Source organism: Allopusillimonas soli, assembly GCF_004153445.1.
In the GTDB taxonomy this organism is placed as follows: Bacteria; Pseudomonadota; Gammaproteobacteria; order Burkholderiales; family Burkholderiaceae_B; genus Allopusillimonas; species Allopusillimonas soli.
In genome coordinates this window covers 260,229-274,109 of record NZ_SDQC01000006.1, presented here as the reverse complement: position 1 = coordinate 274,109, position 13,881 = coordinate 260,229, and the positions used below count along the sequence as shown (strand labels likewise).

Here is a 13,881-nt window from a genome sequence, read left to right as displayed (position 1 = left end):
ATTGTAGCCCTGACCTGTTGAAAACTGTGCCACCCGCGTTGCCCGGAGTCGTCGGGCTCATTGTTCGGGGTGGCTGATAAAACAAAGAAAGATGGAAAAGACAATGTTGTCCCAATCGCGACGTGCCTTCTTGACGGGAAGGCGCACTCCCCAGGATGCCTGGCAGGCTTTTTGCCAGGCCATGCGCCGCACGATAGACGGTACCTTCTATGAATTCGACCGAGGCGATGGGCCGGGCAGCGCGCGCTTGACCCCCAAGCAGGCCTCCGATGTCCACAAGGCGCGCGCGCTGTGTGGCGAGCATGGCGTCTTGTTCGCCTTGGATGATGTGGCGCGCGCCGCGCGACAGGACGAGCTGCCCGTGTTGTGGGTGGATCCGGGCCGCAGCCTGGGCCTGTGCCAGCGGCTGGAGCCCGATGGGCCGCTGTGGTTCGTGCAGCCGGGCTGTTTGCTGGGCGAACTGGAAGCGGCAGGCATGACAGCATTCGCCGAGTTGCCATGCCATATCACGGTGGCGTCCTGGTTGGCCGACCGCTGCCTGTGCGATTGGCCAGCCGGAGAAACCTTCCGCAGTGGTGTGGTGCAGGCCTCCGTCTTGCTGGACGACGGCGTAGTCGTCAACTTGGGGCCGTTCGGCGAGCGCAACCGCAAGCCCTTGGACGGCGCGCGTCTGCAGCGGCTCATTCCGGCGCTGTTTCAATTGTCGGCCGAGAGCGCGGCGCGAGACTGCCGCGGGGAAGTGGCCTGGCCCGCCCGCTACCGGCTTGATGCGCTGTCGCCTGCGGCCGGACACACTGTCAATCTGGCCCATCTGATCCTGGGGCATGGGGGCGATCTGGGCTGGCTGGAGTGGGTCGTGATCGACGAGCGCCTGGCCATGCCGTTGGCCGAGCGGCCCTACGAGCAGCGCTTCTCCGTCTCGCGGGCAGACGATGCGGGGCTGGCCGCCCAGGCTGGAGAGCTGGACATGCGCATGAAGGCGCTATTTGATCCGGAAAGCCGTTTTCCGCATCCAGGCCAGGATCTCTGACGCGGCAATTGCCAGGGTTATCCAGCTGGTTATAACCTGGGGGCATAAGTGCGCACCGCGGCTTGCGCGTGTGGCACCGCCGCATGTTCCAAATCGTGGCAAAACGCTAGAATGAGCGTCTCCCACACATTCTTTGAGTACGAATCAGTCATCATGGAAGACACTCTTCGCAAGGCCGCGCTTGAATATCACGAGTACGGCCGTCCCGGCAAAATATCCGTCACGCCCACCAAGCAGCTATCCAACCAGCGCGATCTGGCGCTGGCCTATTCACCGGGCGTGGCCGCGGCATGCGAAGAAATTGTTGCGGATGAGCACAATGCCGTCCGATATACCGGGCGCGGCAACCTGGTGGGCGTCATCACCAATGGCACGGCGGTGCTGGGGCTGGGCAATATCGGCGCCCTGGCTTCCAAGCCCGTCATGGAGGGCAAGGCCGTCCTGTTCAAGAAATTCGCCGGCATTGACGTCTTTGACATCGAGATCAATGAAACAGACCCCGACAAACTGGTCGATATCATAGCGGGTCTGGAGCCCACTTTTGGCGGCATCAACCTCGAAGACATCAAGGCGCCCGAATGTTTCATCGTCGAGCGCAAGCTGCGGGAGCGTACGCGCATTCCCGTTTTCCACGACGACCAGCATGGCACAGCGATCTGTGTGTCGTCGGCCTTTATCAACGGCCTGGAGGTCGTGGGCAAGGACATCCGGCAAGTCAAGGTCGTGGTTTCGGGCGCGGGTGCGGCGGCGCTGGCCTGCCTCGATCTACTTGTCGATATGGGATTGCCGCTGGAGCACATCTGGGTATCTGACATCGAAGGTGTGGTGTACAAGGGGCGCAAGACACTCATGGACCCAGACAAAGAGCGCTTTGCCCAGGATACCGGGGCACGCACGCTGGGCGACATCATTGATGGCGCCGACGTTTTCCTTGGGCTGTCGGCCGGAGGCGTGCTCAAGCCGGAAATGGTGGCCAGGATGGCTGCAAGACCGCTTATCCTGGCGCTGGCCAACCCCACGCCTGAAATTCTCCCGGAGGAAGCGCACAAGGTGCGCGACGACGTTGTCATGGCCACAGGACGGTCCGATTACCCCAATCAAGTCAACAATGTCCTGTGCTTTCCGTACATTTTCCGCGGCGCGCTCGATGTGGGCGCCACAACGATCACGCGCGGCATGGAGAAAGCGGCGGTCATGGCGATCTGCAAGCTGGCCCGTGAAGAGCAGAACGACGTCGTAGCGGCAGCCTATGGCACATATGGCGTGTCCTTCGGCCCGGAGTACTTCATTCCCAAGCCATTCGACCCTCGCCTGATCGTGCGCATCGGTCTGGCCGTGGCCAAGGCGGCCATGGACGACGGCGTGGCTACGCGTCCGCTGGCTGATCCTGAGAGCTATGCCGACCAGTTGCAGCAGTTCGTGTACCGTTCGGGCTCGTTCATGAAGCCCCTGTTCTCCTCTGTCAAGAAACTCGTGCGCGACGGTGGCAAGGCGCGCATTGTCTTTGCAGAGGGCGAGGAAGAGCGCGTGCTCCGAGCCGTGCAGATCATCGTCGATGAAAAACTGGCCCGACCCATTCTGGTGGGCCGGCCTTCGGTGCTGGCCGATCGTATCAAGCGGTTCGGCCTGCGCATTCGCCTGGGCGAAGATGTCGAGGTAACCAATCCCGATTACGACGAGCGCTTTCATCGCTACTGGACAACCTATTGGGAAATCATGTGCCGACGCGGCATCAGCAAGGAAATGGCGCGCGTGGAGATGCGCCGCCGGCTCACCCTGATTGGGGCCATGATGGTGCATCTGGGCGATGCCGACGGCATGGTGTGCGGTACGGTGGGTACCTACGCCAACCACCTTCAGTTCATTGATGAAGTCATTGGCAAGGCACCGGGTACCTGCACCTATGCCGCCATGAACATACTGCTGCTGGCCGAGCGCACCATCGCCCTGGCGGATACGCATGTCAATGAGCAGCCCGACGCGCGCCAGCTTGCCGAGATTACGCTGGCCGCCGCGGCGGAAATGCAACGCCTCAACATGGAGCCAAAGGTAGCGCTCCTGTCACGGTCGAATTTTGGCACCGGCAGTTCATCTTCCGGCGCTCTCATGCAGGAGGCGCTGACCCTGATTCGTGAGTGCAACCCCAGCCTGGAGATCGATGGCGAGATGCACGGCGACTGCGCGCTCGATGAAGCGCTGCGCCAGCGCATCCTGCCATCGAGCACGCTGCATGGCGAGGCCAATCTGCTGATTTGCCCCAATGTCGACGCGGGCAATATTGCATACAACCTGCTCAAGACCGCCGCCGGCGGCAATGTGGCGGTGGGGCCATTCCTGCTGGGCGCCAATGCGCCCGTGCATATCCTGACATCCAGCTCAACAGTACGGCGCATCGTCAACATGGCTGCGCTGACCGTGCTCGATGCCAACCGTCCAACTTGAACCCCGCGCCCATCCGGGGGCCACTGGCCTCGTATTGACCGGGGGTGGCGCGCGCGCCGCTTATCAGGTTGGTGTGCTCTCGGGCATTCTGGATATACTTGACCCCGGCCGCACGCCGGGCTTTCGCAACCCTTTTGACATTATCTGCGGCTCGTCGGCGGGGGCGGTCAATGCGGCATCGCTGGCTTGCCATGCCAACGATGTGCATGAGTCTCTGCGCAGGCTGGAATTGTTGTGGGGCAACCTGCATGCCGGCAAGGTATACCATGCCGATGCCCCGCGCTTGCTGCTTACAGGATTGCGCTGGCTGGGCCTGCTGGTAGCGGGTTGGGCGATCCCCGCCACGCGCAGCCGGCAGCCGCGCGCGCTGCTGGACAACTCCCCATTGCGTGCGCTGCTCACCAAGTCGCTCGATTTTGACCAACTGCAAAGAAATCTGGACGACGGGTATCTGCAGACTGTGGCCATTACAGCGGCGGCATACACCACCGGCGAGCACCTGACGTTTTATCAGTCCACTGGCTCCATTGAGCCATGGCGCCGGCCTCTGCGCCGAGCCTTGCCCACGAGGCTGAATGTTGACCATCTAATGGCCTCGTCCTCGATTCCGTTCATTTTCCCGGCGCAGTCGCTTCAAGTCCAGGGCCTGCATCCCTGGTGCGGCGACGGTTCCATGCGGCAGTTGGCGCCGCTCAGCCCTGCCATCCATCTCGGCGCCCAGCGCATCATGGTGGTGGGCACCGGCCACAAGGACGATATCCATCCTGAAGACCAGGAAAGACACCCGCCTTACCCATCGCTGGCGCAGATTGGCGGGCATGCGCTGTCCAATATTTTTCTGGACAGCCTGTCCATGGATGTGGAACGAATGCAACGCATCAATGATCTTCTTGCGCTGTTGCCCGCAAATGTATTAAAAACCCAGTCGCTGCGGCCCGTGAGCATCTTTGTAATGACCCCGAGCCGGTCCCTCGACGAGCTTGCGCTGGCGCATATCGAACAGTTGCCACGCGCTGCCCGTACCCTTTTCCGGGTACTTGGTGTATCGTCCTCGTCAGGACCGACAACGGGAGGTGCGCTCATCTCCTATCTGCTGTTTGAGTCTGGCTTTACCCAGGAACTCATACGCCTGGGAAGGGCCGACAGCATGAGCCGAGTCGAGGAAGTGAAAGCGTTTTTCAAGGAGACGCAGTAATGAGCCAAGCGCAGTCGTTGCAAAAGAAATTGCAAAAAGGCGGTTTGATCGATGTCTCTGCGGATGCGCAGTCGCAAACCCTGGAGGCCGCCCGCACGGAAGGCATGACGGCCTTTGTTGTCGACTGCGATCGCGCGCGCAGCCGTTCCGCCGTATTGCGGGCAGTGGTCAAGGCGGTTGATTTTCCGGAGTATTTCGGCGGCAATCTCGATGCGCTGTACGATTGTCTCTGCGATACCGTGCTTGATCACAAGAATGGCCTGTTTTTATGGTTTCACAAGCTGCATTCGGGCGACCCTGCGCTGGCTGAAGATGCCAAGGCCATTGTGGCCGTCTGCGACGATATCGTGGATTTTGCCGCCAACAACGACAGGCGCTTTGCCTATACGGTCGTGCATGCCGGCAAACATCCAGACCCTGAGCCCGGAGAGCATCCCGCCCCCTATGGTGAGCGGGCAGAATAGCGCTCGGGTGGAGGGCTCCCGCGCGAAGTCGATTTCTTACAACCTCCTGCTGCGGCGCCTACCAGCCCAATAGCGCACTGCATGCCGCCATGAGTGCCAAGCCGGCTGTTTCAGTGCGCAGTACCCGCTTGCCGAATGATACGGGCTGAAGGCCTCGTGCCCGAGCCAGCGCCTGCTCTTCCTCCGACCATCCGCCTTCGGGCCCCACCAGCAGTGCAAATTTGTCCCGCACGCCATGCAGCGCATGGGCAAGCGTTGATGACGCGTCAGGGTGGCAGAACAGCGCCGGCTGGCTTGTGGCATCGGCTTCCTCGAGGTAGTGGGCAAGATGGCGTGGTTCATCCACGCGCATGATGCGGTTGCGGCCGCTTTGCTCGCTTGCGGCCTGTGCAATGCGGCGCCAATGCGCCATGCGTTTGCGCAGCCTGTCTCCCGACAGCTGCAGCACGCTGCGATGCGCTGCTATGGGCACCACGGCGCAGGCGCCCAGCTCCACCGCTTTTTCAATGACCCAGTCCATTTTGTCGCCTGATGCAATGCCTTGCACCAGCGTGATCTGGCCGGCGAGCTCGGCCTCGGCCGGATCATGTGCCCCCAGTATGGCGCTGGCGCCTTTGCCGTGAATCTGCAGCGTTGCGGGGAATTGGCCGCCGCGGCCATCGAAGAGAATGATGGAGGCGTTGTCACGCAGGCGCAAGACCCGCAAGGCATGGTGCGCCAGCGCGTCCGGCAGGCGGATTGTGGCGGCGGCGGTCAAGGGAGGCGGAAGGAAAAATCTGGGCGTGGGCATGAGCGGCCGGCGCGTTCCGTGGTGAATGGGTATGATCCAGATGATACTTGAGGTGACCAGACTGGAAAATGTCCGGGTGGTAAAATCTCTAGCTTTGCAACCCCTGTTTTCCGGTGTCCGCCGATCGTCAGGCAGGCGCCCGCTGCGAGCCTTCCATGAGCCTTACTCCCGCCCAAGACTCCTCCATGGCCAATGCCATCCGTGCGCTGGCTATGGATGCTGTCCAGCAAGCCAATTCCGGCCACCCCGGCGCGCCCATGGGCATGGCCGACATCGCCGAGGTACTCTGGACGCGCCATCTGCGCCATAACCCCGCCGACCCCGCATGGGCTGACCGCGACCGCTTTGTGCTGTCCAATGGCCATGCGTCGATGCTGCTGTATGCCTTGCTGCATCTCACTGGCTACGATCTTCCCATTGAAGAACTGCGCAATTTCCGGCAGTTGCATTCACGCACGCCGGGCCATCCCGAAGTTGGTCTGACGCCTGGCGTCGAAACAACCACCGGACCGCTTGGCCAGGGCATCGCCAACGCCGTCGGCATGGCTCTCTCGGAAGCCCTGCTGGCGCAGGAGTTCAACCGCGAAGGCCATGCCATCGTTGATCACTATACCTATGCCTTCGCTGGCGACGGCTGCCTGATGGAAGGCATTTCGCACGAGGCCTGCTCTCTTGCCGGCACGCTGGGGTTGTCCAAGCTCGTCCTGTTCTATGACGACAACGGCATTTCCATCGACGGCCAGGTACAACCCTGGTTCGGCGACAACACCCCCGAGCGCTTCGAGGCCTATGGCTGGAATGTCGTGTCCGGCGTCGACGGGCATGATGCCGCGGCGATTGAAGCGGCCATCGAGCAGGCCCACGCCAATGCCGGGCAGGCCAAAGGGCCCACCATCATCTGTTGCCGCACAGTCATTGGCAAGGGGGCGCCCAACAAGGCTGGCACTGAGAAAGTCCACGGCGCGGCATTGGGCCAAGAAGAGGTCGAGGCCACGCGCGAGGCTCTGAACTGGCCTTATCCGCCATTTGATATCCCCAAGGAAATCTACGACTATTGGAACGGCAAGCCCAGAGGCGCCAAATTGCAGTCAGAATGGCAGCAGCGCTTCGATGCCTACGAGAAAGCCTATCCTCGCGAGGCCGCCGAGTTTCTGCGGCGCATGAAGGGCAGTCTGCCGGCGGATTTCGCCGAGCGCGTCAACGCTTTTGTGCAGGACACCAACCAGAAGGCTGAAACCGTGGCTACGCGCAAGGCCTCGCAGTTGGCCATTACGGCGCTTGTGGATGTTCTGCCCGAAATGCTGGGCGGTTCGGCCGACCTGACCGGCTCCAATCTCACCGACTGGAAGGGCGTTGAGCCTGTGCGGGCGGGGCAACTGCATCTGCGTTTCGGGCGCCATATCAACTACGGCGTGCGAGAGTTCGGCATGTCGGCCATCATGAATGGCATCGCCCTGCACGGAGGCTATCTTCCGTTTGGCGGCACTTTCCTGACATTCTCCGACTACTCCCGCAACGCCATTCGTATGGCAGCGCTTATGAAGCAGCGCGTTGTCCACGTGCTGACGCACGATTCCATCGGGCTGGGCGAAGATGGCCCCACACACCAGTCCGTCGAGCACGCAGCCAGCTTGCGGCTGATACCCAATCTTCACGTCTGGCGTCCCTGCGATACAACGGAAACCGCGGTGGCCTGGGCTCACGCCGCGAGCCGGCCCACCAGCATCGGCATGGATGTGCATGAGGGCGGCCCGACTGCCTTGCTGCTTTCGCGTCAGAATCTCGAGTTTGTTCCGCGCGACGAGGCCACTATTGCAGGGATATGGCGCGGCGGCTATGTGCTGCGCGATGCCGATGCGCCGCGGGCGATCATCATTGCCACGGGCTCGGAAGTCGCCCTGGCGCTTGCCGCGCAGACGCAGTTGGCGGAAAAGGGCATTGCGGTGCGCGTGGTGTCCATGCCCTGCTGCAACGTATTCGACGAGCAGGACGAAGCCTGGCGGGAGCAGGTGCTGCCCAAGAATCTGCCGCGCGTGGCGGTTGAGGCCGGTGTGACATGGGGCTGGCACAAATACGTGGGCATCCATGGCGCGGTCGTCGGGCTTGACCGCTATGGCGAGTCGGCGCCGGGCGGCGCGCTTTTCAAATTCTTTGATTTCACGGCCGAGCATGTCGCTCAGGCAGTGGAAAAGGTTCTGTAGTCTGTAATGTGGGGCTGCGCGGCGCGGGCCGGGTTGCTTCAGGGGTCGATCAGCCCGGCACGCGCCGGGTTGTGGAAAAGGTTCTATAAAACAGGAGTTATGCAATGACCATTCGCGTGGCAATCAACGGCTATGGGCGTATTGGGCGCAACGTTCTGCGTGCGCATTACGAAGATGGCAAGAAACACGACATCGAGATCGTGGCCCTCAACGATCTTGGCGACCCCAAGACCAATGCGCACCTGACGCGCTACGACACCGCCCATGGGAAATTCCCCGGGACGGTCGAAGTGGACGGCGACTACATGGTTGTCAATGGTGACAAGATCCGCGTGCTGGCTGAGCGCAATCCTGCCTCTTTGCCCTGGGGCGAGCTGAACGTCGATGTCGTGCTCGAATGCACGGGCCTGTTCACCAGCAAGGAAAAGGCGAGTGCGCACCTGAACGGTGGGGCGAAGAAGGTCGTTATCTCGGCGCCTGGTGGCAAGGATGTCGACGCCACCATCGTATACGGGGTGAATCACGGCGTGCTCAAGGCCGGCGATACGGTCATTTCCAATGCCTCCTGCACCACGAACTGCCTGGCACCGCTGGTCCAGCCTCTGCATCAGGCGCTGGGCGTGGTCAACGGGCTCATGACCACGGTGCATGCGTATACCAACGACCAGGTGCTTACCGACGTATACCATTCCGATCTGCGCCGTGCGCGGTCTGCCACGCACAGCATGATTCCCACCAAGACGGGCGCCGCCTCGGCCGTCGGTCTGGTATTGCCCGAGCTGAACGGAAAGCTTGACGGCTATGCCATTCGCGTCCCGACCATCAATGTATCCATTGTTGATCTGTCCTTCATCTCTGCGCGCGAGACCACGGTCGAAGAGGTCAACCGCATTCTGAAGGCTGCTGCCGATGGTCCGCTCAAGGGTATCCTGAACTACAGCGAAGAGCCGCTCGTGTCGGTCGACTACAACCACGATCCTGCATCCAGCACGGTCGATGCAGGCCTGACCAAGGTGTCGGGTTCGCTGGTGAAGGTGTCGTCGTGGTATGACAACGAATGGGGATTCTCCAATCGTATGTTGGATACCACGGTTGCACTGATGTCGGCCAAGTAAGCCCGTTTCATGAAACCCATCAAGACTCTCTCGTCCCTGGCCAGCGCGGGCGCGCTGGCCGGCAAGCGTGTATTTATCCGCGCCGACCTCAATGTGCCCTTGAAGGACGGCCAGATCACCGAAGACACCCGCGTGCGTGCGTCGGTGCCTGGCATAAAGATGGCGCTGGATGCCGGCGCCGCGGTCATGGTCACCTCGCATCTGGGGCGCCCCAAGGAAGGCATTGTCGGGCCCGACGATACGCTGGCGCCTGTCGGCGAACGCCTGTCCGAACTGCTAGGCCAGGTTGTCACGCTCGCCACCGACTGGGTCGATGGTGTCGGCACTGCGCCTGGCCAGGTGGTGCTGTTGGAGAACTGCCGCTGCAATGTGGGCGAAAAAAAGAACGACCCGGCGCTTGCCAGGAAAATGGCTGCTTTGTGCGACATCTACGTGAACGATGCATTCGGCACCGCGCATCGCGCCGAGGCCACGACCTATGGCATGGCCGAGTTTGCGCCGGTGGCCTGCGCGGGCCCTTTGCTTGAAGCCGAGCTTGACGCTCTGGGGCGGGCGCTGCATGAGCCCCGGCGTCCGCTGGTTGCCATCGTGGGCGGGGCCAAAGTCTCGACCAAGCTGTCCATCCTTCAGGCGCTTGCCGACAAGGTGGACCAACTGGTGGTGGGCGGCGGCATTGCCAACACCTTCATGCTGGCGGCGGGCCTGCCCATAGGCAAGTCCCTGGCAGAGCCCGAGCAGGTGGCGCAGGCGCGCGCCGTCATCGACATGATGAAAAAGCGCGGTGCCGCTGTGCCGATTCCGGTCGATGTTGTATGTGCCAAGTCATTCAGCGCGGATGCGCAGGCCAGCACCAAGACGGCCGAGCAGGTCGAGGATGATGACATGATCCTTGACATTGGGCCCAGAACCGCGCAGCAATTGGCCGGCATTCTTGCCAAGGCGGGAACCATTGTGTGGAACGGGCCAGTGGGTGTTTTCGAGTTCGACGCTTTTGCCCACGGCACAGAGACTGTGTCCAAGGCCATTGCCGATTCGCCCGCCTTTTCCATTGCCGGCGGGGGCGACACGCTGGCCGCCATCGACAAGTATGACATCCAGGAAAAAATCGGTTATATCTCAACCGGTGGCGGCGCCTTCCTGGAGTTCCTGGAAGGCAAAACGCTGCCGGCGGTGGACATCCTGCAAAAGCGCGCCCAAGACTGATAAGGGTCCAAAGGCGTACTCCCGCATGCCTGGATACCGTCAGTGCGCGCGTGATCGCGCACTGGCGGCATCCGGCGCCAGGCTGTTTCCCGTCCGTTGAAACACGAACCGGGCCACAGAAGGAGACACAGGCATGATCTACAAGAATTTCATCGGCAATCAGTGGCTGAGCGCCATGTCGGGGCAGAGCCTGCCCGTGGTGGACCCTTCTGATGGGCAACTGTACGCCGAGATTGCGCGCTCGGGGGAGCCGGACATCGAAGCGGCTGTGCGCGCCGCGCGAGCTGCCTTCGATGGCGAGTGGGGCAGCATGGCGCCGGCTGCGCGCAGCCGCCTGCTTTGGCGCGTCAGTGCGGCCTTGCTCGAACATCAGGAAGAACTTGCCCGGATGGAGTCCCGCGACACCGGCAAGCCGCTGCGGCAAGCCATGGCCGACGCGGGGGCTGTGGCGCGTTATTTCGAGTTCTATGCGGGTGCTGCCGACAAGCTTCACGGCCAGACCATTCCTTATCCCGAGCAGTTCACGGTTTTTACCTTGCGCGAGCCGCATGGCGTCACCGGGCATATCGTGCCCTGGAACTACCCCTTGCAGATATTTGGACGCAGCGTCGGCGCCGCCCTGGCTGCGGGCAATGCCTGCGTGGTCAAGCCGGCAGAGGATGCCTGCGTGTCGCTGCTGCGCGCCGCCGAGATTGCCATGGAGGCGGGCCTGCCCGCAGGGGCGTTGAATATCGTGACGGGTCTCGGTTCGGAAGCGGGTGCCGCGCTGGCGGCGCATCCCGGCGTTGATCATGTATCGTTTACAGGCTCGCCGCAGACGGGCCGCCAGGTGGCCATGGCCGCGGCGGGGCATTATGCGCCGGTTACGCTGGAGCTTGGCGGCAAGTCGCCGCAGATTGTCTTCTCCGATGCCGATATCGAGGCCGCCTTGCCGGTCTGGCTCAATGCGATTGTGCAGAACGCGGGGCAGACCTGCTCGGCGGGCAGCCGGCTGCTTGTGCAGCGAGCCATCTACGCCGATGTCATCACTCGGCTGTCCGAGCTCTTCCAGGCCACGCGCACAGGCAGGGCGGGCGACGACCCGGATTGCGGCCCACTGATCAGCGCGCGTCAGCGTGATCGCGTGCGGGATTATCTGGGCCTTGTGGATGAGGCCGGCATCACCGTTGCTGCGCGCGGGCAAATGGATGCCAATGCGCCCAAGGAGGGCTTCTACCAGGTTCCGACCCTGCTCAGCGATGTGCCGCCCAGCCACAAGCTGGCGCAAGAAGAGATTTTCGGGCCCGTCCTGGCAGCTATTCCGTTCGATACCGAAGACGAGGCCCTGCGCATTGCCAACGGGACGCCATTTGGCCTCGTTGCCGGGGTATGGACATCGGATGGTGCGCGGCAGATGCGTCTTGCGCGCAAAGTGCGCTCGGGTCAGGTGTTCATCAACAATTATGGCGCCGGCGGCGGGGTGGAGCTGCCGTTCGGTGGCACCGGCCAATCGGGATATGGCCGGGAGAAGGGGTACGAGGCCCTGTATGGCTTTACCACAGTCAAGACAGTTGCCATCAGGCACTAGCGTTCAAACTCAGCGGGAAAGGTTTTATGTCGAATGAAAAACGCATGGTGCGCGCCCATCCGGATCAACTGCTGGTGGGGCTGGTGTCGATTTCCGATCGCGCTTCAAGCGGGGTCTATCAGGACGAGGGCATTCCGGCGCTGCGCAGCTGGCTGGACACGGCGCTTACCGCCCCTCCGCAATATGTGGAGCGCCTGATTCCGGATGAACCTCGACGCATTACCGATACGCTGATCGAGCTGGTGGACCAGGCCGGCTGCGACCTCGTGCTGACCACGGGCGGCACCGGGCCTGCCCGCCGAGACTGCACGCCGGAGGCCACATTGGCGGCGGGAACCAAGGAAATGCCGGGCTTTGGCGAACAGATGCGGCAGATCAGCCTGCGGTTCGTCCCCACAGCCATTCTTTCACGCCAGGTGGCTGTCATTCGCGAAACGCCCAGCCATGCGGCGCTCATCATCAATCTGCCAGGCCAGCCCAAAGCCATACGCGAAACGCTGGAGGGACTGAAGGACGACCACGGGGCTGCCGTGGCGGCTGGCATCTTTGCGGCCGTGCCTTATTGCATAGACTTGATCGGCGGGCCGTATATCGATACACATGAACACATCGTGAAAGCCTTCCGGCCGAAATCGGCGCGCCGGCCGGCTGAATCCACCTCCTGAGTTTTCCATTGGAGGCTGCCAAGGGCGCGCATTGCGGCGAACACCCGGCGCACGCCCGTTATGCGCCGGCCATTCGGGTAAAATGGCGGGAATCATTCAATCCATTGCAGGAGTCTATTCATGGCCCTAGTTTCCATGCGCCAGTTGCTCGACCATGCCGCCGAGAATGGCTACGGCATTCCCGCGTTCAATGTGAACAATCTCGAACAGGTTCAGGCCATCATGGAAGCCGCCGCTGAAACCGACAGCCCGGTGATCATGCAGGCTTCCGCCGGCGCCCGCAAATATGCCGGCGAAGGCTTCCTGAAGTATCTCATCCAGGCCGCCGTCGAGTCATATCCCAACATTCCCGTCGTCATGCACCAGGATCACGGCCAGTCACCCGACGTATGCCGGGGCGCTATCGATCTGGGCTTCTCTAGCGTGATGATGGATGGCTCGCTGCGCGAAGACGGCAAGACCATTGCCGATTACGATTACAACGTCGATGTCACCCGCCGCGTGGTCGAGATGGCCCACAAGGTTGGCGTCACCGTTGAAGGCGAGTTGGGCTGCCTGGGCTCGCTTGAGACCATGAAGGGCGACAAGGAAGACGGCCACGGCGCCGAAGGCACCATGACGCGCGAGCAGTTGCTTACCGATCCGGAACAGGCAGCGGACTTCGTTCGCCAGACGCAGCTCGATGCGCTGGCCATCGCCATCGGCACCAGCCATGGCGCCTACAAGTTCACGCGCAAGCCTACGGGCGACATCCTGTCCATTTCCCGCATCAAGGAAATTCACCAGCGTCTGCCCAACACGCATCTGGTCATGCATGGCAGCTCCAGTGTGCCCCAGGATCTGTTGGCCGAGATCCGCCAGTTTGGCGGCGACATGAAGGAAACCTACGGGGTGCCGGTCGAGGAAATCCAGGAAGCCATCAAGTTCGGCGTGCGCAAGGTCAATATCGATACCGATATTCGCCTGGCCATGACAGGTGCCATCCGCCGCTTCATGGCGGAGAACCCCTCCAAGTTCGATCCTCGCGAGTACCTCAAACCTGCGCGCGCGGCGGCCAAGGCCATCTGTGTGCAACGCTATCAGCAGTTTGGCACCGCAGGCAACGCAGGCAAGATCAAGGCCGTTTCGCTTTCCGACATGGCCAGCAATTACGCTGCCGGCAAGCTGGCACAAGTGGTCCAGTAAACGGCTGCCGACTCCCTTCCCCAT

Annotated in this window: 11 protein-coding genes; 10 read left to right on the top strand and 1 reads right to left on the bottom strand. The window is 62.0% G+C overall.

All coding sequences use genetic code 11. The features are described from left to right. Positions 1-103 precede the first annotated feature (103 nt). The 4 genes from ERD78_RS17725 (at position 104) to ERD78_RS17710 (ending at position 5,131) form a co-directional block, all read left to right on the top strand. On the top strand, positions 104-1,030 hold the full coding sequence (locus ERD78_RS17725; protein ID WP_129971010.1) for a hypothetical protein: 927 nt from the start codon (positions 104-106) through the stop codon (positions 1,028-1,030). A 153-nt stretch (positions 1,031-1,183) separates the two neighbouring features. Beyond that, positions 1,184-3,472 carry an NADP-dependent malic enzyme gene (locus ERD78_RS17720; protein WP_129971008.1) on the top strand — a complete coding sequence of 763 codons (2,289 nt, stop codon included), beginning with the start codon at positions 1,184-1,186 and terminating at the stop codon, positions 3,470-3,472. Further along, positions 3,453-4,667 carry a patatin-like phospholipase family protein gene (locus ERD78_RS17715; RefSeq protein WP_129971006.1) on the top strand — a complete coding sequence of 405 codons (1,215 nt, stop codon included), beginning with the start codon at positions 3,453-3,455 and terminating at the stop codon, positions 4,665-4,667. The genes ERD78_RS17720 and ERD78_RS17715 overlap by 20 nt, the downstream gene beginning before the upstream one ends. Next, on the top strand, positions 4,667-5,131 hold the full coding sequence (locus tag ERD78_RS17710) for a barstar family protein (protein ID WP_129971004.1): 465 nt from the start codon (positions 4,667-4,669) through the stop codon (positions 5,129-5,131). Before ERD78_RS17715 ends, ERD78_RS17710 begins: the two co-directional genes overlap by 1 nt. Before the next feature lie 58 nt (positions 5,132-5,189). Here the strand turns inward: ERD78_RS17710 and ERD78_RS17705 are convergent, their stop codons facing one another. Beyond that, entirely contained in the window at positions 5,190-5,921 is a 732-nt protein-coding gene (locus ERD78_RS17705; protein WP_129971002.1) for a 16S rRNA (uracil(1498)-N(3))-methyltransferase, read from the bottom strand. 155 nt (positions 5,922-6,076) lie between these two features. Between ERD78_RS17705 and tkt the strand changes: the two genes are divergently transcribed. The 6 genes from tkt to fba all read left to right on the top strand — a co-directional run bounded on the left by tkt (position 6,077) and on the right by fba (position 13,857). Beyond that, the gene (gene tkt, locus ERD78_RS17700) at positions 6,077-8,122 is read left to right on the top strand and encodes a transketolase (RefSeq protein WP_129971000.1); all 2,046 of its coding nucleotides are present in this window, start codon (positions 6,077-6,079) and stop codon (positions 8,120-8,122) included. A gap of 104 nt (positions 8,123-8,226) precedes the next feature. Then, positions 8,227-9,237 carry a type I glyceraldehyde-3-phosphate dehydrogenase gene (gene gap, locus ERD78_RS17695; protein WP_129970998.1) on the top strand — a complete coding sequence of 337 codons (1,011 nt, stop codon included), beginning with the start codon at positions 8,227-8,229 and terminating at the stop codon, positions 9,235-9,237. Between the two features lie 9 nt (positions 9,238-9,246). Then, positions 9,247-10,440, top strand: coding sequence for a phosphoglycerate kinase (locus ERD78_RS17690; protein WP_129970996.1), 1,194 nt, complete (start codon positions 9,247-9,249; stop codon positions 10,438-10,440). A gap of 133 nt (positions 10,441-10,573) precedes the next feature. Continuing rightward, positions 10,574-12,007 (top strand): aldehyde dehydrogenase family protein, encoded by a 1,434-nt coding sequence (locus ERD78_RS17685; protein ID WP_129970995.1) that lies wholly within the window; start codon positions 10,574-10,576, stop codon positions 12,005-12,007. Between the two features lie 26 nt (positions 12,008-12,033). Then, entirely contained in the window at positions 12,034-12,672 is a 639-nt protein-coding gene (gene mog, locus ERD78_RS17680; RefSeq protein WP_129970993.1) for a molybdopterin adenylyltransferase, read from the top strand. Between the two features lie 120 nt (positions 12,673-12,792). Further along, positions 12,793-13,857, top strand: coding sequence for a class II fructose-bisphosphate aldolase (gene fba / locus ERD78_RS17675; protein ID WP_129970991.1), 1,065 nt, complete (start codon positions 12,793-12,795; stop codon positions 13,855-13,857). Positions 13,858-13,881 lie beyond the last annotated feature (24 nt).

What these genes read in the sequence shown, in the direction of transcription:
- ERD78_RS17725 (WP_129971010.1), top strand. Translation starts at nt 104, where the DNA reads ATGTTGTCCCAATCGCGACGTGCCTTCTTGACGGGAAGGCGCACTCCC.
- ERD78_RS17720 (WP_129971008.1), top strand. Translation starts at nt 1,184, where the DNA reads ATGGAAGACACTCTTCGCAAGGCCGCGCTTGAATATCACGAGTACGGC.
- ERD78_RS17715 (WP_129971006.1), top strand. Translation starts at nt 3,453, where the DNA reads ATGCCAACCGTCCAACTTGAACCCCGCGCCCATCCGGGGGCCACTGGC.
- ERD78_RS17710 (WP_129971004.1), top strand. Translation starts at nt 4,667, where the DNA reads ATGAGCCAAGCGCAGTCGTTGCAAAAGAAATTGCAAAAAGGCGGTTTG.
- ERD78_RS17705 (WP_129971002.1), bottom strand. Translation starts at nt 5,921, where the DNA reads ATGCCCACGCCCAGATTTTTCCTTCCGCCTCCCTTGACCGCCGCCGCC.
- tkt (WP_129971000.1), top strand. Translation starts at nt 6,077, where the DNA reads ATGAGCCTTACTCCCGCCCAAGACTCCTCCATGGCCAATGCCATCCGT.
- gap (WP_129970998.1), top strand. Translation starts at nt 8,227, where the DNA reads ATGACCATTCGCGTGGCAATCAACGGCTATGGGCGTATTGGGCGCAAC.
- ERD78_RS17690 (WP_129970996.1), top strand. Translation starts at nt 9,247, where the DNA reads ATGAAACCCATCAAGACTCTCTCGTCCCTGGCCAGCGCGGGCGCGCTG.
- ERD78_RS17685 (WP_129970995.1), top strand. Translation starts at nt 10,574, where the DNA reads ATGATCTACAAGAATTTCATCGGCAATCAGTGGCTGAGCGCCATGTCG.
- mog (WP_129970993.1), top strand. Translation starts at nt 12,034, where the DNA reads ATGTCGAATGAAAAACGCATGGTGCGCGCCCATCCGGATCAACTGCTG.
- fba (WP_129970991.1), top strand. Translation starts at nt 12,793, where the DNA reads ATGGCCCTAGTTTCCATGCGCCAGTTGCTCGACCATGCCGCCGAGAAT.